General features: G+C 63.4%; 15 protein-coding genes. 8 read left to right on the forward strand and 7 right to left on the reverse strand.

The genetic code is table 11. The annotated features are described in order from the left end of the window. Positions 1–132 precede the first annotated feature (132 nt). Positions 133–477 carry a hypothetical protein gene (locus tag FFI89_RS02715; protein WP_138832667.1) on the reverse strand — a complete coding sequence of 115 codons (345 nt, stop codon included), beginning with the start codon at positions 475–477 and terminating at the stop codon, positions 133–135. A gap of 154 nt (positions 478–631) precedes the next feature. Between FFI89_RS02715 and FFI89_RS02720 the strand changes: the two genes are divergently transcribed. Further along, entirely contained in the window at positions 632–1,267 is a 636-nt protein-coding gene (locus FFI89_RS02720) for a response regulator transcription factor (protein ID WP_138832669.1), read from the forward strand. Positions 1,268–1,407: 140 nt separating this feature from the next. Here FFI89_RS02720 and FFI89_RS02725 read toward each other — a convergent pair whose 3' ends face one another. The 3 genes from FFI89_RS02725 to FFI89_RS02735 form a co-directional block, all read right to left on the reverse strand. Then, complete coding sequence (locus FFI89_RS02725) at positions 1,408–4,911, reverse strand: PAS domain S-box protein (RefSeq protein WP_138832671.1); 3,504 nt, start codon at positions 4,909–4,911, stop codon at positions 1,408–1,410. 165 nt (positions 4,912–5,076) lie between these two features. Beyond that, the gene (locus FFI89_RS02730; RefSeq protein WP_138832673.1) at positions 5,077–5,511 is read right to left on the reverse strand and encodes a response regulator; all 435 of its coding nucleotides are present in this window, start codon (positions 5,509–5,511) and stop codon (positions 5,077–5,079) included. A 217-nt stretch (positions 5,512–5,728) separates the two neighbouring features. Then, complete coding sequence (locus FFI89_RS02735; protein ID WP_138832675.1) at positions 5,729–6,448, reverse strand: GntR family transcriptional regulator; 720 nt, start codon at positions 6,446–6,448, stop codon at positions 5,729–5,731. 152 nt (positions 6,449–6,600) lie between these two features. Here FFI89_RS02735 and FFI89_RS02740 point away from each other — a divergent pair, with 152 nt between their 5' ends. The 5 genes from FFI89_RS02740 to FFI89_RS02760 all read left to right on the forward strand — a co-directional run bounded on the left by FFI89_RS02740 (position 6,601) and on the right by FFI89_RS02760 (position 11,771). Next, the gene (locus tag FFI89_RS02740; RefSeq protein WP_371722546.1) at positions 6,601–7,569 is read left to right on the forward strand and encodes an ABC transporter substrate-binding protein; all 969 of its coding nucleotides are present in this window, start codon (positions 6,601–6,603) and stop codon (positions 7,567–7,569) included. Positions 7,570–7,573: 4 nt separating this feature from the next. After that, a complete protein-coding gene (locus tag FFI89_RS02745; protein ID WP_138832679.1) occupies positions 7,574–8,338 on the forward strand; it encodes an ABC transporter ATP-binding protein in 765 nt (254 codons plus the stop codon). A gap of 11 nt (positions 8,339–8,349) precedes the next feature. Next, a complete protein-coding gene (locus FFI89_RS02750; RefSeq protein WP_138832681.1) occupies positions 8,350–9,213 on the forward strand; it encodes an ABC transporter permease in 864 nt (287 codons plus the stop codon). Further along, entirely contained in the window at positions 9,210–10,946 is a 1,737-nt protein-coding gene (gene araD, locus FFI89_RS02755) for an L-arabinonate dehydratase (protein WP_138832683.1), read from the forward strand. The genes FFI89_RS02750 and araD overlap by 4 nt, the downstream gene beginning before the upstream one ends. Positions 10,947–11,051: 105 nt before the next feature. Continuing rightward, complete coding sequence (locus tag FFI89_RS02760; protein WP_138832685.1) at positions 11,052–11,771, forward strand: ribonuclease activity regulator RraA; 720 nt, start codon at positions 11,052–11,054, stop codon at positions 11,769–11,771. 209 nt (positions 11,772–11,980) lie between these two features. Here FFI89_RS02760 and FFI89_RS02770 read toward each other — a convergent pair whose 3' ends face one another. After that, a complete protein-coding gene (locus tag FFI89_RS02770) occupies positions 11,981–14,098 on the reverse strand; it encodes a S9 family peptidase (RefSeq protein WP_138832687.1) in 2,118 nt (705 codons plus the stop codon). Between the two features lie 362 nt (positions 14,099–14,460). On the opposite strand from FFI89_RS02770, the gene FFI89_RS02775 reads away from it, so the two are divergent. After that, complete coding sequence (locus FFI89_RS02775; protein ID WP_138832689.1) at positions 14,461–15,897, forward strand: MBOAT family protein; 1,437 nt, start codon at positions 14,461–14,463, stop codon at positions 15,895–15,897. Continuing rightward, complete coding sequence (locus tag FFI89_RS02780) at positions 15,897–17,003, forward strand: hypothetical protein (RefSeq protein WP_138832691.1); 1,107 nt, start codon at positions 15,897–15,899, stop codon at positions 17,001–17,003. Before FFI89_RS02775 ends, FFI89_RS02780 begins: the two co-directional genes overlap by 1 nt. Before the next feature lie 107 nt (positions 17,004–17,110). Here FFI89_RS02780 and FFI89_RS02785 read toward each other — a convergent pair whose 3' ends face one another. Next, complete coding sequence (locus tag FFI89_RS02785; RefSeq protein ID WP_138832693.1) at positions 17,111–18,832, reverse strand: iron ABC transporter permease; 1,722 nt, start codon at positions 18,830–18,832, stop codon at positions 17,111–17,113. Between the two features lie 141 nt (positions 18,833–18,973). After that, positions 18,974–20,041, reverse strand: a complete 1,068-nt coding sequence (locus FFI89_RS02790; RefSeq protein WP_138832694.1) for an ABC transporter substrate-binding protein — start codon at positions 20,039–20,041, stop codon at positions 18,974–18,976. Between the last annotated feature and the right edge of the window lie 26 nt (positions 20,042–20,067).

The raw sequence follows: 20,067 nt of genomic DNA on the forward strand, positions 1-20,067 counted from the left end.
TCATCGTGGCGGAGTCCCGATCGGCGCCCGCGATATGCGAGCCGCCAAGCCGCTGCTGCCGCAGGGAGCCAATTGCGCGAGATAGTCTGTCACGGAGGGACATCGAGAGCCCCCGCAGGATGCCGCCTCCGGCTACATCCGCAAGATCGAAAGCGCCGGCGCGAATTCGGCATACGCGCCGGCACCGCGCCCGGGCGCCCAGGAATCCAGCAGGGAGTGGAGGGCGATGCCGAGCTTTGCCTCGCAGGCTTTCAGCGCCGCGGTCGCCTTGACGTAACGCGGCGAGACGTCGTCCAGCACGATGACATTGGCGATGTTTTCCTGGTTGCCGGGCGAGGTTTCCCGGACCATCGTCTGTTCGATCAGCCGCAGGCTCGCCTGGACATGCTCGATCAGGCCGACGAGATCGGATACGACCGATCGATAGCTGTCACCATCGGGTCCGGGCTCGGTGCCGTCACCTGCTGCATCCTGCATGGGTACACTCCCTACTCACATGCTTAGAACGCGCGTTGCTACTTGTGCGTTAAGCCAACGTCCCGTACAAATACGGGTGCGTTCTGATCGGGTATGAAGTTGAATACCGTCACCTAAGTATGTGTCATGATTCACCACGCACGGACGATGAAACATGGCTGAAAAAGCCCTCTCCCGCGGGGAGATCTTCGTGGTCGACGACGATCCGGCGGTCCGCGACACCCTGTCGATGGTCCTGACGGCGGGCGGTTATCAGGTCATCTGTTTTGCAGACGGCGCCGCCCTGCTCGCGCTTGCGAGAAGCCGGACGCCATCCTGCATCCTGCTCGACGTCAACATCCCCGGTAAGTCCGGCCTCGACATTTTGAAGGAACTTCACGGCGAGGACTATCCGGCGCCAATCTTCATGATCTCCGGGCAAGGCGATATCGCGATGGCCGTCAGCGCCATCAAGAACGGCGCGCTGGACTTCATTGAAAAGCCGTTTCGCGGCAGCGAAATCGTCGCGAGACTGGACGAGGCGATCGAGGCATATGCCCGCCGACAGGCGGAAAACGCCGCCTCACGGATCGCGACGCTGCATTTTCCGGGACGCGAACCACTGACGCGACGCGAGCGCGAGGTGCTGGAGCAGTTCACCGCCGGTGCATCCAACAAGGAAGCAGGACGCCAGCTCGGGATCAGCCCGCGCACGATCGAGGATCACCGCGCCAATATCATGAAGAAGCTCGGGGCGCGGAACGCCGCCGATCTGGTCCGGATCGTGATGACCACCCAGCGTCAGGCCTGACTGACTCAATTTTGACCATAGCGTTTTCGAGCGAAGTGGGTACCGGTTCGCACAGCAATCAAGTTTACGCAGATTGCGTAGACTTATCTGCGGTAGAAAACGCGTCAAAACACAGGACTCCACCAGGATCGGGCGTGCGCTCAATCGGCGAGCGCTTTGCGGATCATGATCGCCATATCCGATTTGCGATAGGGCTTGGCGAGCAGCAGCACGCCCTCGTCGAGCCGGCCGTGATGGATGATCGCGTTTTCCGTATAGCCCGACGTGAACAGCACCTTCAGCCCGGGCTTGATCCTCGATATCTCGTTGGCGAGCTGGCGACCGTTGATGCCGGGCATGATCACGTCGGTAAAGAGCAGGTCGAAGGGGCGGCCGGCATTGGCGATCGCCAGCGCCTCCGTCGCATTCGCCGCGTCCAGCGTGACATAGCCCAGCGAATGCAGCTGGGTCAGCACATAGTCACGCACCAGCTTGTCGTCTTCGACGACCAGGATCGTTTCGTGACCGCCCTCCATGACAGGTGCCAGCGTCGGTTCGGCGGCCGGCAACGTCCCCGTGGCCGGCGGCAGGTACATCTTGATCGTCGTCCCGTGACCCTCTTCGCTGTAGATCATGATGTGGCCAGCCGATTGCTTGACGAAGCCGTACACCATGCTCAGCCCGAGGCCGGTGCCCTTGCCGGGACCTTTCGAGGTGAAGAACGGATTGAACACCTTGTCGAGCAGGTCGGCCCGAATGCCGGTCCCGGTATCGCTGACCGCGATCATGGCGTAGCGGCCCGGCCGGACGTCGCCGTGCGTCCTGGCGTAATTCTCGTCGAGCACGACGCCCCCGGTCTCGATGATCAGCTTGCCGCCATTCGGCATGGCGTCGCGGGCATTGAGCGCGAGATTGAGGATGGCGGTGGCGAGCTGATTGGGATCGACCAGGGCCGGACAAACCTCGTCCTCGAACACCGATTCGATTTCGACGTGCTCGCCGAGCGTTCGCTGCAACAATTTGGCGGTGTCGATGATCAGCGTGTTGACGTCGGTCTCCCGCGGTTCCAGCGGCTGCTTGCGAGCGAAAGCCAGCAGATGCTGGGTGAGGTCGGCGCCCCGTGACGCCGCCTCGTCGATCATCCGCGTGATCGCGGCCAGTTGCGGCTCGCCTTTGACCGCGTCGGCCAGGATTTCGATCGTCCCCGTGATCACCGTCAGGATGTTGTTGAAGTCATGCGCAATGCCGCCGGTGAGCTGGCCGACAGCTTCCATCTTTTCGGCCTGCCTGATCCTGTCCTCGGCCGCGATCTTGTCGGTCAGGTCGCGCATGAAGCAGTTGAACACAAATCCGTCGCGGGTCTTCAACGCCGTGATGCTCAACTCTGCGGTGAATTCAGTCCCGTCGCGCCGTCGGGCCTGGACCTCGCGGCGGGGTCTCGCAACCTGTTCGAGCCCGGACTCCAGAAAGTGGCCCAGGCCGGCCTGGACCGGACTCTGGTTCGGATCCGGGGCGATCATCTTGAAAACGTTCTTGCCAAGCATGTCCGTCCGTGGCCATCCGAAGATGACCTCGGCTTGCGAATTCCAGTCCCGGATGATGCCGCGTTCGTCGGTCTGGACGAAGGCATCGAGCGCGGAATTGATGATGCCGCGTGCGAGTTGCTCGCTTTCGCGCAAGGTCTCCTGCGCCAGCCGGCTCTCGGTCATGTCGCGGCCGACGAGGAAAAACCGCTTGACCGGTTCGGACCAGGTCCCGAGCCATGACAGCCATACGGCGCGTCCGTCCTTGTGCATGCAACGGGTATCGGAAATCTTCGAGCGCAAACCGCGCCGCGCCGCGCGCAGTTCCTCGCGGGAGTTCTCGAGATGATCGGGGTGGATGAAGTCGCTGCCGCTGCGACCGATCATTTCCTCGGGCCGAAACCCCAGGATGGCTTCGCAGCTCGGGCTGATCTGGACCAGAAATCCGCGGGCATCCATCACCAGGATCAGGTCCTGCGAGGTCTCGAAGATGCGGCGAAGTTCCTCGGTCTGTTGCCGCAGCACCTGCCTGGTCTTGTTGCTGTCGGTGATGTCGCGCGCCACTTTGGAGATGCCGATCGTCGCTCCCGAGGGCGCCTTGATCGGGGAAATGCTGAGCGAGACCTCGATCGGGGTGCCGTCCTTCCGCAGCCGCACCGTCTCGTTTTGCTCGATGCTCTCGCCCCAGCCGATGCGGCGCAGGCTATCCTGCACCTCCGACAACCGGTCGTCGGGCACGAGCAGCGCGATGCCCTGGCCGGTGGCTTCCGCCGCGGAGTACCCAAACAGACGCCCGGCGGCCGAATTCCAGCCGGTGATGGTGCCGTCGAGCGACATGGTAATGATGGCGTCGTTCGACGATTCGACCGCCGCGCTGAACAGGCGCTCGCGTTCCGCATGGTGATCGCGCGCGGCTATGGTGCGGCGGTGTTCCCCGACCTCGCGCTCGAGCGCGATGGTTTTGGCATTGGCTTCCCCCATCACATGCGCAAACGCGCGCGCAAGCACGCCGGTCTCGCCGCGCGCGTCGACCGGGATCACCGCCGTCCCGCTCCGGGCGGCGGCTTCGACGGCCTTGGTCAACTGCACGATCGGCCGGGTCAGCGATCGCGCGATCAGCAACGCCAACAGTGTTGCACACAATACGGCGATCAATCCGACGGTGATCGAGCTGTTCTGGATCGCCTGCGCCGGCGCCATGACGACGGCATTCGGCACCGATTCGATCACCGCGGTCCACTCGCTGCCGGCCAGCAGGGCGGGCGCCAAAGCCTCGCCGCCGGGGCGTCCGGCCTCCGTTTGCACGATCTGTGCGACACCTTTCGTGGCGCCGATCGACGCCGCCAGATCCGGAAAGTCCTTCCGCCAGTCGGTCGGCGTACCCAGTTGCGAACCGAATTCGCGCGCCCGGTCGGGATGGACGAGATAGTTGCCCCGGGCATCGACCACGTAGACTCTTTCGCCAGGCCGGACCGACGCCCGGACGCGGGCGAGCGCGGGCCGCATATCGGCGGTGGCGATGACGATGCCGAACGGCTTGCCGCCGGGCGCGAAGATCGGCATCGCGATCCGCATCGTCGGCACATGCGGGTTGGCGATGACACCGTTCTCTTCGTTCAAATCGACCGGCGAGACGTAGATTTCATTCGGCGCCAGTTTGATCGTGTCGCGGAAATACGCCGCATCGCCGACCTGCTTCAACTCGGCGTCCGGCACGACGCGGACGGCGTCGTTCGGACCCGAGCGGTCGACCCGGACGATTTCCCGGTGGCCATCCGCAACGCCGATGAAGCGGAGCGAATAGGCCGGCCTGAGCGGCATCTGGGCGGCCAACCGGCCTGCCAGCCGTTCGCGCCAGAGCGCCTCGGTGGTGCCATCGGTTGGATCGATCCCGCCATTGAGACGCGCCCGCATCAATCCCGCCACCGCCGCCAGCCCATGGAAGGTGGCAATGTCGCCGCGCGCGGTGCGGACCTGGGACTCCAGCTCGTTGGCGGCCAGCCGCGAATGGGTCTCGATCCGGTCGAGGACACGCGGCAGGACCGCCTGTTCCAGGCTCCGATAGCTCAGCCATCCGACCGCGGATACCGCAATCGCGACCAGAGCAATCATCGCGATGGCAAGCCTGGTTGTCAGCGTCATCTTGCTTTCGCGCGCCCTCCCATGGCGCCCCGGTCGAGGCGCCGGGCAAATCCAATGCTAGAGCGTTTTCCAGCGAAGTGGAAACCGGTTCGCGTCAAGAAAACGCGTTCAATCAAAAACCTAGAACCTCGTTCCGATTCCATCGGAAAGGGGCTCTAGGGCGCATTACCGGCAGGAGGCAACACCGCCGGATGGCAGGGACGACGGCGAGGATCGCCCGGCCGCTTCCAGGCAGCCGGCGACCGCTACCAGAAGGTCGGCAGGCCTGAACGGCTTTTGCAGGCTCGAGACCGCCCCGAGCTTGGTGGCCATGGTGAGGAAGTCAGGCGCGGAGTCCGGCTCCGTCGAAATCGGCCGGCCGGAGATGACGATGATTGGCATCAGCGGATGGCGCTGGCGAACCATCCGCATGGTCTCGAATCCATCCATCCCCGGCATGAAGATGTCGAGAAACAGGAGATCGAAATCGCCGGTCTCGCACAAGCTAAGTCCCTTGCCGCCGTCGCCGGCCGTGACCACGCTGTGGCCGGCGCGTTCCAGCAACAGGCGGACGGTGCTCTGAACCGCTACATCGTCATCCACGACCAGTATTCTTGCCAAAGGAAGGTTCTCCGCTCCCGCTGATGTAGCCAACGACAGGTTGTGAGTCTTGCCGAAAGCCCGCTCTCTCGCAACCGTTTCCCCTCGACGCAGGTTCCGCGCCAGCGATCAAAAGGCTCTCACAAAAACGCGCTACCCGGATGCTGCCGGGCAGACGACCGCCCGGCCTGCATATCAGCGCAGCATGATTCGCCTGGGGATACCGGAACCGCGCGGCTCAGTTGCTCAGATATTCCGGATAGCGCGCCCTGATCGCGGCGAGTTCGCTGAGCGTGCCCGACAGATGGGTGCGCAGATGCTTCTGCGCCTCGTCGGGTTCGCCGGCGCCGATGGCCTTTGCAATCAGCCTGTGGTGCCGCACGATATCCTGCGCCTTGCCGGGCGAGGGCAGGTGCATCCGCCGCAGACGGTCGATATGCCCGCTGCGGCTGCGTACCAGCGACCAGATGTCCTGCTTGTCGGTCGCCGCATAGAGCTGGGCGTGGAATTCGTTGTCGGCGGCCATGAAACGTTCGAAATCGCCGGCTTTGGCGAATTGCTGCTGGCGCGCGACGGTCGCGTTGAGCTCGGTGATGAACGTGTCGTCATGGTGGATCGCCAGCCCGCGCACGATTTCGAGTTCGACTGCCTGCCGCAGGAAATGCGCCTGCTGCGCCAGCCGCACGTCGACCCGGCTGACCACGGTCGCATATTGCGGAAACACCTCGACCAGCCCTTCCTCCTCGAGCCGCATCAGCGCGTCGCGGATCGGCGTCGAAGAGACCCCGAATTGCGCGGCCAATGCGGCGCGCGACAGCGGCGATCCCGGCGGCAGATCCAGTGAAATGATCATGCCGCGCAGGCGCTCAAAGACCTGCGGCGCCGCCTGACGGTCGCGGTCGAGCCGATCGGCGGAACCCGGAACGGCGCGTCGGGGGACGGTGTGCGATGGGGTCATCAGGCGAAGCCGGCCGTTTCAGAAGGTGCTTGCATCAAATACACTAATACATTAGTGCATTTCGCCAAGGGCGTCAACGAGACCGCCGGAGGAGATGCACAATGAAAAACAGGATTTGGCGCGCGGGCGCGCTCGCGGTCGCGGCGCTGGCCATGGTGTTGCCGGGCGCGCCGGCGCTGGCCCAGGCCAAGAGCGAGATCTCGCTGTCGCGGCAGCCGGGCATTTTCTACATGCCCTCGCACATCATGGAAAAGAACAGGCTGATCGAGAAGCACGCCGCGGCGCTGGGCGTGCCCGGGGTCACGACCAAATGGATCAATCTCAGCGGCGGCGGCGCGCAGACCGACGCGTTGCTCGCCGGCGGCGTCGACATCCTCAACACCGGCACCGGCAATCTGTTGCTGCTGTGGGATCGCACCCGCGGCGGCGTCAAGGGTATCGTCGCCACCTCGGCGCAGCCGATGACGCTGATCAGCCGCGATGCGAATATCAAATCCATCAAGGATTTCGGCCCCAACGACAAGATCGCAGTGCCGACCGTAAAAGTCTCGACGCAGGCAATCGTGCTGCAGATCGCGGCGTCCGAGGCGTTCGGCGCCGACCAGTGGTCGAAGCTCGATGCCAACACCGTGCAGCTCGGCCATCCCGACGCCTACGTGGCGATGACCAACGCCCAGCACGAGGTGCGCAATCACTTCGCGATCCCGCCGTTTACGTTCCTCGAACTGAAGAACGTGCCCGGCGCGCATGTGGTGCTGTCGTCGCCTGACGTGATGGGCGGGCCGCTGAGCCAGGCGCAGTTCTTCACCATGACGAAGTTCGCCGATGCCAACCCGAAAATCATCCAGGCGGTGTTCGACGCCACCAAGGAGGCGCAGGATTTCATCCGCAGCGACACCAAGGGTGCGGTGGAAATCTACAAGGAGGTCACCGGCGACAAGACCAGCGCCGAGGATCTGCTGGCCTGGCTCAAGGAGCCCGGCATGATGGAATGGAACCTGCAGCCGCAGGGCACCATGAAATTCGCCGCGCATCTGTTCAAGACCGGCACGCTGAAGACCATGCCGAAAGCCTGGACCGACTATTATCTGCCGGTCGCGCACGAGCTGAAAGGCAACTGAGCCGATGACCGCGCTTCTCGATGTCAGTGACGTCACGCTGCGCTACAAGACCTCGAGCGCGGTCGTCACCGCGACCGAGCGGGTCAGCTTCACGGTCGATCGCTCCGACCGTTTCGTGTTGCTCGGTCCCTCCGGTTGCGGCAAGTCGACGCTGTTGAAGGCCGTCGGCGGCTACATGACACCGAGCGAAGGCAAGATGCGGATTTCGGGACGCGAGATCTCCGAGCCCGGCGCCGACCGGATGATGATCTTCCAGGAGTTCGACCAGTTGCTGCCGTGGAAGACGGTGCTGGAAAACGTCATGTTTCCACTTCTGATGACGCGCCGGTTGCCGCGCAAGGAGGCGGAGCAGCGGGCGCGGGCCTATATCGAGAAGGTCAGCCTGACCCGCGTCGTCGATGCCTATCCGCACACGCTTTCGGGCGGCATGAAGCAGCGCGTCGCGATCGCGCGCGGCATGGCGATGGAGCCGGATATTCTCTTGATGGATGAGCCGTTCGCAGCCTTGGACGCGCTGACGCGGCGCACCTGTCAGGACGAATTGCTGCAGCTCTGGGCGGAAACCAAATTCACGGTGCTGTTCGTGACCCATTCGATCGCGGAAGCGATCAAGATCGGCAACCGGATCCTGCTGCTGTCGCCGCATCCCGGCCGGGTCAAGGCCGAGGTCATCGATGTCGACCAGGTCTCCAGCGAAGACGGCAGCGCCGCCCGGCTGGAAAAGCAGATCCACGACCTGTTGTTCGCCGAATCCGTAACGGCACACTGAGGGAGCGCGCGATGGGTGAAGCGAGAATCCTGCTGCGCGATGGATCGGCCGCTACGACCGATGTGCCGGTCGAGGTCGAGCGCAAACTGACCGTGCTGGAATTGCTGTGGAACGACGGCTTCGTCCGCAAGGCCGTCATCATCGTCTTTCTGGCGGCGGCATGGGAGGCCTACGGTACCTTCCTCGACAATCCGTTGCTGTTTCCGACCTTCCACGACACCATCATCACGATGTTCGACAAGGTGAAGGACGGCACCATTCCCTTGCGCGCCTGGGCATCGCTAAAAGTGCTGTTCATGGGCTATGGCGCCGGCATCGTGCTCGCGGCCGTCTTCACCATTCTCGCGATCTCGACCCGAATCGGAACGGATTTCCTCGAAACCATCACCGCGATGTTCAACCCGCTCCCGGCGATCGCGCTGCTGCCGCTGGCGCTGATCTGGTTCGGGCTCGGCAACGGCAGTCTGGTGTTCGTGCTGATTCACTCGGTGCTGTGGCCGGTCGCGCTGAACACTCATTCCGGCTTCAAGAGCGTGTCGAACACGCTGCGCATGGTCGGCCGCAACTACGGCCTACGCGGACTTCCTTACGTGGCGCGCATTCTCATTCCGGCAGCCTTCGGCTCGATCCTGACCGGCTTGAAGATCGGCTGGGCGTTTGCGTGGCGGACACTGATCGCCGCCGAACTGGTGTTCGGCGTGTCGTCGGGGCAGGGCGGTCTCGGTTGGTTCATCTTCGAGAACCGTAACCTGCTCGACATTCCCGCGGTCTTTGCCGGCCTGCTGACCGTGATCATCATCGGTCTTATTGTTGAAAACCTGATCTTCCGCACCATCGAGCGCAATACCGTCCAGAAGTGGGGCACCCAGTCATGACCGCCAGAAAGAACCCCGACGATCTCCGCAGCGCGCGCTGGTTCGCGCCCGACGATCTCCGCGCCTTCGGCCATCGCTCGCGCGCGATGCAGATGGGTTACGCGCCGGAGGAATGGAAGGGCCGGCCTGTCATTGCGATCCTCAACACCTGGTCGGATGCGCAGCCCTGCCACATGCATTTCAAGTCGCGTGTCGATGACGTCAAGCGCGGCATCCTGATGGCCGGCGGTTTTCCGATGGAGCTGCCGGCGCTGTCGCTGTCGGAATCGTTTCTGAAGCCGACCACCATGCTCTACCGCAACATGCTGGCGATGGACGCCGAGGAACTTTTGCGCGGGCATCCCGTCGACGGCGTCGTCTTGATGGGCGGCTGCGACAAGACCACGCCGGGGCTGTTGCTGGGCGCCACCAGCATGGGCCTGCCGGCGATCTATCTTCCGGCCGGGCCGATGCTGCGCGGCAACTGGAAGGGCAAGACGCTGGGCTCGGGCTCGGACGCCTGGAAATTCTGGGACGAACGGCGCGCCGGAAAGATCTCCGACAAGGACTGGGTTGACGTCGAGGCCGGCATCGCGCGCAGCTACGGCACCTGCATGACCATGGGCACCGCCTCGACCATGACCGCGATCGCCGAATCGATCGGCATGACCTTGCCCGGCGCGTCGTCGATCCCGGCCGCCGATGCCGGCCATATCCGGATGGCCTCGGAAAGTGGCCGCCGCATCGTCGAGATGGTGTGGGAGGATTTGACGCCGGACAAGATCCAGACCCGAAAAGCCTTCGAGAACGCGATCACGGTGGCAATGGCGATGGGCTGTTCGACCAATGCGATCATCCACCTGATCGCGCAGGCCCGCCGCGCCGGCCAGGACATCGGGCTCGATGATTTCGAAAAGGCCAGCCGCAAGGTTCCCGTGATCGCCAATGTGCGGCCGAGCGGTGACAAATATCTGATGGAGGATTTCTTCTATGCCGGCGGGCTGCCCGGCCTGATGAGCCGCATCAAAGACCACCTGCATCTCGACGTCATGACCGTCACCGGCCAGAGCCTCGGCGACAACATCGCGCGCGCGGAAGTCTATAACGACGACGTCATCCGCACGGTCAAGGATCCGATCTATGCCGAAGGCGCGCTTGCCGTGCTCAAGGGCAACCTTGCGCCGGACGGCTGCGTCATCAAGCCCAGCGCCTGCGAGCCGCGCTTCCTCAAGCACACCGGCCCGGCGCTGGTGTTCGACGATTATCCCTCGATGAAGAAGGCGGTCGACGATCCCAACCTCGACGTCACGGCCGATCACGTCATGATCCTGCGCAATGCCGGCCCGCAGGGTGGCCCGGGCATGCCGGAATGGGGCATGCTGCCGATCCCGACCAAGCTGGTGAAGCAGGGCGTGCGCGATATGGTGCGGCTGTCGGATGCGCGCATGAGCGGCACCAGCTACGGCGCCTGCATCCTGCACGTCGCGCCGGAAGCCTATATCGGCGGGCCCTTGGCGCTGGTGCGGAACGGCGACCGCATCACGCTCGACGTCAACGCGCGCACCATCAATCTCGACGTGTCCGAAGCCGAATTGGCAAAACGCCGCGCCGAATGGAAGGCGCCGGAGCCCCGCTACGAGCGCGGCTATGGCTGGATGTTCACCAAGCACATCAAGCAAGCCAATGAAGGCTGCGATTTCGATTTCCTCGAAACCGGGTTTGGCGCGCCGGTGGATGAGCCGTCGATTTATTAATCCGTCGTTCCGGGGCATCGCGCGGCGATGAACCCGGAACCTCGAGATTCCGGGCCTGGTCCTTCGGACCATCTCGGAATGACGAACAACCTGGGATGTGGAACCATGACAAAACTGAGCGACGCCACCCGCAACAAGCTGAAGACCGTCTCGACCGCCACCATCGCCACTGCGTTGTTCAAGCGTGGCTTTCGCATCCAGATGATCCAGGACGTGCATCCGCTCGGTCCAGATCAGCCGGTATTGGTTGGTGAGGCCTTCACGCTGCGCTACATGCCGGCGCGCGAGGACCTCAACAAGATCGACGTGTTTCGCGACCGCGCCCATCCGCAGCGCAAGGCGATCGAGGATTGCCCTGAAGGCGCGGTGCTGGTCATGGACAGCCGCAAGGATGCCCGCGCCGCGTCCGCCGGCGCGATCCTGGTGACGCGGCTGATGCAGCGCGGCTGTGCCGGTGTCATCACCGATGGCGGCTTTCGCGACTCGGCTGAGATCGCAAAACTCGGCTTTCCCGCCTATCACCACCGCCCGAGCGCGCCGACCAATCTCACGCTGCACCAGGCCATCGAGATCAACGTGCCGATCGGCTGCGGCGATGCGCCGGTGTTTCCCGGCGACGTCATCCTCGGCGACAGCGACGGCGTAATCGTAATTCCGGCGCATCTCGCCGATGAGATTGCCGACGAGGCTGTCGAGATGACCGCGTTCGAGGATTTCGTCACCGAGGAAGTCGGCAAGGGCCGCTCGATCCTCGGCCTCTATCCCGCAACCGACGAGCAGACGCCAAAGGATTTTGCGGCGTGGCGCAAGAAGAACGGAAGGTAGTACGTCGAGCGCGGGCCCTTTCAACCTCGCCCCGCTTGCGGGGAGAGGTCGGATTGCCCCGGCGATGCGAAGCATCGTCGGTGCAATCCGGGTGAGGGGGTACAGGTCTCACCACTGCCAGAGTGCTCGCGGATAGAGGCCCCTCACCCCAACCCTCTAAGAGCGAGCTACGCTCGTCTCGACCCCGCAAGAGCGGGGCGAGGGAGAAGTCACACCTCCGACTTCTCCGCCAGCCCGACCGCCCACAGCGCAAACGCATAGACGATCGCGACTTCGTCCAGCCGGTTGAATCGCCCCGACGCGCCGCCGTGGCCGGCGCCCATGTTGGTGCGCAACAGCACGGGTCCGCCGCCGGTCATGGTCGCGCGCAAGCGCGCGATCCATTTCGCCGGCTCCCAATAGGTGACGCGCGGATCGGTCAGGCCGCCCATCGCCAGAATCGCCGGATAGTCCTTGGCCGCGACGTTGTCGTAGGGCGAGTAGGAGAGGATGGTGCGGAAATCCTTTTCGCTCTCGATCGGGTTGCCCCATTCCGGCCATTCCGGCGGCGTCAGCGGCAAGGTGTCGTCGAGCATGGTGTTGAGCACGTCGACGAACGGCACCTCGGCGACGATGCCTGCGAACAACTCGCCGGAGCGGTTGGCGACCGCGCCCATCAGCATGCCGCCGGCGCTGCCGCCATGGCCGACAATGCGTTTTGCATTGGTATATTGGGCCTTGATCAGCGCACGGGCAGAGGCGGCGAAATCATCGAACGTGTTGGTCTTTTTCTCGCGCTTGCCGTCGAGATACCAGCTCCAGCCCTTGTCGGCGCCGCCGCGGACATGCGCGATGGCGTAGACGAAGCCGCGGTCCACCAGCGACAACCGGTTGGCGGCAAACGATGCCGGCATCGCCATGCCGTAGGAGCCGTAGCCATAGAGCAGCAGCGGCGCGCTGCCGTCTCGCACAAGATCCTTGCGGTGCAGGATCGAGACCGGCACTTGCGCGCCGTCTTTTGCCGTCGCCATGATGCGGGTGGTGACGTAATCGGCCGGGTTGTGACCGGACGGAATCTCCTGGCGCTTGCGCAACACCCGCGTCCGCTTGGCCATGTCATAGTCATAGACTTCCGATGGCGTCGTCATCGACGAATAGGAAAACCGCAAATTCGTGGTCTCGAATTCGTAGCCGCCCATGGTGTCGAGCGAGTAGGCCGCCTCGTCGAAGGCGATGGCGTGTTCCTCGCCCGTCGTGAGGTCGCGGATGATGATCGCGGGCAACGCGTTGGCGCGCTCCAGCCGCACCATGTGGTTAGCGTAAAGTTCGACATCGAGCACATAGATGCCTTCGCGATGCGGAATGAGGTCGCGCCAGTTGGCCCGCTCCGGCGACGCCAGCGGCGCGGTCACCACCTTGAAGTCGATCGCGCCGTCCGCATTGGTCAGAATGAACAGTTCATCGCCGCGGTCGGCGATGGAGTACTGCACGCCTTCCTCGCGCGCCGCGACCAGGCGCGGCGGCATCTCGGGATGGTCGAGATCGATCAGCCGCTGCTCCGACGTCTCGTGGTCGCCACCGGCGATCACGCAGAACCGGCCGCTCGAACTCTCGTGCAGATGGGTGAACCAGCCGGAATCCGCTTCCTCATAGACCAGCGCGTCGTCGGCCTGTTTTGTGCCGAGGCGATGACGCCAGACCTGCATCGGGCGGTGATTGTCGTCGAGTTTGATGTAGAAGAAGCTCTTGCTGTCCTTGCTCCAGACCACGCCGCCGTCGGTCTCCTCGACGAGGTCGTTGCGGTCGGTGCCGTCGGCCCAGTCGCGGACCCGGATCGAGAAGTATTCTGAACCCTTGGTGTCGGCACTCCATGCGTGCAGCTGGTGGTCGGGCGAATGCCGGCTGCCGCCGAACTTGAAATAATCGTGAGCGGCCGCTAGCGCGTCGCCGTCGAGCACGGTCGTTGCGTCGCCGCCGTCGCGCGGCGTGCGCGCGAAAATCTCGTGCTGCCCACCCTCGCGGAACTTGCGAAAATAGGCGAACGGGCCGTCCGGCGACGGCACGCTGGAATCGTCTTCCTTGATCCGCCCGCGCATTTCCGCGACCAGATTCTTCTGCAGCGGCGTGGTGTGGCCGAGCAGGCTTTCGGTGTAGTCGTTCTCCGCCTCGAGATAGGTGCGGATATCGCCGTCAAGGATCGAGGGATCGCGCAGCACCTCCTGCCACTTCTCGTCCTTGAGCCAGGCGTAATCGTCGGTCACGGCGATGCCATGGGTCGTGAACGTATGCGGACGGCGCGGCGCTGTGGGCGCGGAGAGCGAAGGTTTTTTGGCTGCTGCTTGTGTCACTCAATCCTCGTTCAGTTCCAGGAACAAATCCGATGGGCGGTTTCGCTTCACCTCGCCCCGCTTGCGGGGAGAGCGTAGGCCGCGTCCCGCGGCCGTTATTAACAAGAACGCCGAAGCGAAGCTTCGGCTATCGCGCTCTTGCGCGGCGGGTGAGGCGGTACAGTTCTATCAGTTAGCACCGGCTGTGCGGAGAGGCCCCTCACCCCGACCCTCTCCCCGCAAGAGCGGGGCGAGGGAGAAAAGAGGCGCCTGCTTTCCTGCTTATATCATGTCGAATGGCGCGGATTGCCACACCCGTCGGCCGCAGGGTTGTTGCCTCCCGCGTTGTATGGTTAGGCTTTCGGCCCCGCCGGGAAAGCCTGATGCTGTTCAATTCCTACTCGTTCATTTTTCTGTTCCTGCCGGTGGGGCTGGCGGGCTATTTCGCGCTCGGCCGCGGCGGCAATCTGGCCCCGGTGCTCTGGCTGGCATTGGCCTCGCTGGCGTTTTACGCGTTCGGCAACTGGCAATATGTTCCGTTGCTGCTGGCTTCGATCGCGTTCAATTATGGCATCGGCTATTTGTTGGTTGAACGGAAGCTGCGGCCCAAGGTGCGGTTCGCAGTGCTCACAGCCGGCGTAGCCGGCGATCTGCTGGTGCTCGGCGTCTTCAAATATGCCGGCTTTCTCGTCGCCAACTTCAACGCGGTGTTTTCGACCGGCTTTGTCGTCCACATCCTGCTGCCCGTCGGCATCTCCTTCTATACCTTCACCCAGATCGCGTTTCTGGTCGATGCCTACCGAGGGCAGGTCGCACGCTACGCGGTGCCGCATTACGCGCTGTTCGTCACTTACTTTCCGCATCTGATCGCGGGGCCGATCCTGCACCACCGGGACATGATCCCGCAGTTCGAGCGCACGGAGGCCAAACGTCCGGACCCGCATCTCATTCTGTGCGGGCTGATTATCTTCGCCATAGGCTTGTTCAAGAAGACGTGCCTGGCCGACGGCATTCAGCCGCTGGTCGGGCCGGTGTTCGGCCCGGGGTCGCCGACCTTCGATCAGGCCTGGATCGGCGCGCTGGCCTATACGTTCCAGCTCTATTTTGACTTTTCCGGCTATTCCGACATGGCGATCGGAATATCCCTGATGTTCGGCATCTTCCTGCCGCTGAATTTCAACTCCCCCTACAAGGCCACCTCGATCATCGATTTCTGGCGGTGCTGGCATATGACGCTGTCGCAGTTCCTGCGCGACTATCTCTACATACCCCTCGGCGGCAACCGCCGCGGCCCGGTGTGGCGCTATGTGAACCTTGTCATCACGATGCTGCTCGGCGGCCTCTGGCATGGCGCGGCCTGGACGTTTGTCGTCTGGGGCGCGCTGCACGGCGCCTATCTCTGTATCAATCACGCCTGGAACCGGTTCGGGCCAGACGTTGCGCCGCGGCTGCGGCCGGCCGCGACATTTGCGGGTGCGATGCTGACGTTTCTGTCGGTCGTCGTCGCCTGGGTGTTCTTCCGCGCCGACGACATCGATTCGGCCATCTACGTGCTGGTGCGGATGGCCGATCCCACCAGGCTTGCGTTGGGCCGCGTTGAAATCGTCAATCTGGCGTTCATCGCCTGCTATGCCGCGCTGGCGTGGTTCGCGCCGAATACGCAGACGATCATGGGCTACGATCACGCGCGCCGCACTGTCGGCGATAGCCTGGCACAGGCGCGGCTGCGTCCCTGGTTCCTCTACGCCACCGCCGCGGTGCTGGCGTTCGGAATTCTGGGAATCCAGCAGCATAGCGAATTCATCTATTTCAGGTTCTGATGAGTCCTATATCTAAAATCCTGCTGAAGTTCCTGTGCGCGAGCGCGTTCATCATGCTGATGGCGGCGGCGCTCAACTTCGTCGTCGATCCCCTGCAATTGTTTCGCCAGGCGCGGCCGTTTCCGGCGATGTACTCGGCGGATACGCGGATGCAGGACGCCGGCCTGATCCGGAGCCAGCCGTTCGACACCGCCTTCATGGGTACCTCGCTCGCCATCCATTTCCGTCAGCGCGACATCGACCGCATCCTGGGCGGCCGGTCGCTGAAGCTGTCGATGACGGGATCGAACTCGCGCGAGCAGAGCTTTGTGCTTGATGCGGCGATGGCGCGCCATCCGAAGCGCGTGGTCTGGCAGCTCGACGACTGGATCTTTCGCGATACGCCGGAGATCGATTCCGACATCTTTCTTCCCTCAGGTCTCTATCGCCGCAGTGCCGCGGGCCTTGCGGGCTATCTGTTCAGCGGCCAGATGGCGCGGGAGTCGCTGTGGATCCTGGCGCGATCACTGCCGCCGCTTGAACCGGCCATCGCGCGCCTGACCTCGGATCTCGTCTTCAAGTTCCCGATCGCCGATGTCGACGACATCAACGCGCTGCCACCGGATTACGACGTCGCCGCAGGCTACAACGCCAGAAAAGCATTCGCTGCTTTTCGGCACATCACCGATCCCGTGCGCAGCCGGTATCTGGCCGACGGCTACGAGTACGAGGCGATGGTCCGGGCCTTCGAGCGCGATGCGATCAGCCTGATCGCAAGGAACCCCGATGTGGCGTTCGATATTTATTTCCCGCCTTATTCGGTGCTGCAATTCGTGGCGATGCGTGACGCTGCGCCTTCGGCCCTGAAGACGGTTTATGACTTTACAGCGTATGCGTTCCCGCGATTGCTGCAATTTCCCAACGTGCGGCTGTCAGATTTTCGCGCGGTGAAGGAGGTCACCCACGACCTCGAAAACTACGGCGACGTGATCCATCATTCGCCCGCAGTCGACCTGAAGGTGCTGCAGTGGCTGGCGCAGGGCAAATATCAAGTCGATCGCTCTGCGCCGCTGGCATCGCTGGAGCGGCTCAAGGTGCAGGTCGATGCGTATCGGTTGGAACGGTAGAAGGCCTCATCCTGAGGAGCAGGCGGAGCCTGCGTCTCGAAGGATGAATGGCACAATCGGGGCCTCATGGTTCGAGACGGCGCTTTGCGCCTCCTCACCATGAGGGTTTAGCTATTCCTCAACCTTGCCGTCGCGTTGCCGCCGAACACCGGGATCCGGTTGACGGCCATCACCACCGCGAACGTAATTACCAGCATCGCGATGCCGAGCACCGAGATCGCGGCGAGATCGCCGCTTTCGTTGAGATCGTAGATCAGAACGCTCAACACCTTGGTTTGCGACGTGAACAGCACGATCGCGGCCGACAGTTCCCGCATCACGCCGATGAAGATAAAGCACCAGGTCGCGATCACGCCGGTGCGCAGCAGCGGCGCGGTGATCTGGCGCAGCGACTGCAGCCGCGTCGCGCCGAGGATACGGCTGGCGTCTTCCAGCTCGGGATGGATGGTCGCGAACGCCGCCTGCAGTTGCTGATAGGCCGACGGCAGGTTGATGGTGAGAAACGCGATCAGCAGGATCCACAGCGTGCCGTAGAGCACGAAGGGCGGCCGCGTGTAGCTCAGGAACAGGCCGACGCCGAGCACGATGCCGGGGACGGCGACGGGGGCGGTGGCGAGAAAGCCGAGGATGCGATGGCCGGTGATCACGCGGCGGGTGGTGACATAGGCAATCACCAGCGCGAGGATGGTGCCGATGGTCGCGGTGGAAGCGCCGAGGATTACCGTGTTCTTGAGCGCGAGCTGGGTCGACGACAACTCCGTGAACACGAAGACGACGTTGTGCCAGGTTGCCGTCGACGGCGTCACCAGCGTGGTCGCGTTCGGCGAGAACGCCGCGTTGAGTAGCGCCAGATACGGCAGGAACACCGGATTGAGCAACACGACCAGGCAGAACGCAAGTGCTACCCAGCGCCAGGCTTTCAGTTCGACCTGGCGCGGCGCGCCATATTTTCCACCGACCACCGAATAGCCGCGGCGGCCGAGCAGGAATTTCTGGCCCTGCAGCAGCAGGATCGTCAGCACCAGCAGCGGCACCGCGGCGGCCGCTGCGAGTTCGAGTTTCGGCGGATACTGGAACAGGCTCCAGATCTTGGTGGTCATGGTGTGGAAGCCGGCGGGCAGCGCGAGGATCGCGGGCGATCCGAACAGCGTCATTGCCTGCAGGAAGGCGATTAGCGCGCCGGCGACCAGCGCCGGCAGCGCCAGCGGTATCGTCACCCGCCGCGCCGTGGTCCAGGCCTTGCCGCCGAGAATGGCGGAGGCGTCTTCGAGTTCGCCCGGCATGTTGTCGAGCGCATTGGCGACCAGCACGAACACGAACGGAAAGGTGTAGCAGGAGATCACGAAAATGATCCCGGTCAGCGAATAGATGTTGAACAGAACGGAGTCGGACTCGGTGCCGGTCAGGTAGCGATAGAACTGGTTCAGCAATCCGCTGTTCGGCGCGGCCAATAGTTCCCAGGCCACCGCGCCGAGAAACGGCGGCGTCACGAACGAGGCCGTCACCAGCGCGCGGATGGTCTGCCGCCCCGGCATGTCGGTGCGCGAGACCAGCCAGCCGATCGGTGCGGCAACCAGGCAGCAGATCAAAGCCGAGGTGGTGGCGATGATCGCGGTGGTCAGCAGTGGATCGAGGAAATCCGGATTGGTGAACAACGTGACGAAGTTCTGCAGCGTCGGATGCCGGGCCTTGTCGGTGAAGGCGTAGATGGCAAGCCACGACATCGGCAGCGCGATCAGCACCACCATGCAGAGCGCAACCAGCGACAGCACCGGCTTGGTCCAGTCGATGCGGGTCTTGGGGGCGGCGGTGGTAGCGGCGGCGGTCATGCTGTTTCTATTTCCTGTCATTCCGGGGCGCGCGAAGCGTGAACCCGGAATCTCGAGATTCCCCGATGCGCAATTGCGCATCTGTGGTCTGGTGCTAACGCACCATCCCGGAATGACGTCGTTGGTCGGCGCGCCTGCACCCTAAACCCTGAACAGGCGCGCATAGCGCGTCTTGATTTCTTCCGCCATTTTCTCGACGCCGGCCGCATCCTCCTTCATCAGCTTGATGTCGGAGAGTTTTCGGCGTCCCGGGTGCGGCACCACTTGCGCATGGGCCGAATATTGCGCGGTGTAGTCGGTGAAGAACTGTTGGGTCTCGCGGGTGTGCAGCCAGGCCTGGAACAGCCGCGCGGCATTGGGATGCGGTGCCGAAGCGAAGATGGCTGTCGGTCCCGAGATCGTCGGCGTGCCCTCGGTCGGATAGATCGGCTCGACCGGCTGGCCGGCTTCCTTGAGCAGCACGACGCCATATTCGTTGCCGTCGGCCATCACCGCGCGCTCGCCGAGCGCAAGTTTCTTTGGCGGATCGGTCGAGGACTGCACCTGCATCACGCGCTGCTTCGACAGCTTGTCCAGATAGTCCCAGCCCAGTTCACGAACCAGCTGGAAGGTCGCGGTCATGATGGTGCCGCTATAGGCGGGATGGCCCTTGACCATCTTGCCGGCCCATTTGGGATCGAGCAGGTCGGCGTAGCTTTTCGGCGCGTCCTCGGGCTTAACTAATTTGGTATTGTAGGCGATCGACGACAGATAGATCCGCGAGGTCGCCGACATGCCGTCGGGGTCGCGATACTCAGGCAGGAAATGCCGGGCCATGTCATCCGACACGAAAGGTGCCAGCCAGTTATTCTTCTTCCAGGAGATGATGTGCGATGCATCCGAGGTGTTGACCACGTCGGCGGCGTGGATGTTGCTCGCGAATTCCTGGTCGAGCCGCTGGAACAACCGTTCCGAGCCGGAGCGCTCGATCTGCACGGAAATGCCGGGATAGGCAGCCTCGAACGCCTTGCCGAGCTTTTCGCCGACCGGCAGGTCCATCGAGGAGTAAAGAATGACCTTGCCTTCCTTCTTCGCCGCGTCCACCAGCTCGGGCGTGATCGCGACCGGCGCCGGCGCCTCGGCGCGGGCCGGCGAGGCGAATATGCTTCCCGCCGCCAGCGCGGCCGCGCCTTGCAGGATGTCGCGCCTCGAAAGTTTTCGTCCCTTCATCGCGTCCTCCCGTTTGTTTTTCTTGT

Source organism: Bradyrhizobium sp. KBS0727 (genome assembly GCF_005937885.2).
Taxonomy (GTDB): Bacteria; Pseudomonadota; Alphaproteobacteria; order Rhizobiales; family Xanthobacteraceae; genus Bradyrhizobium.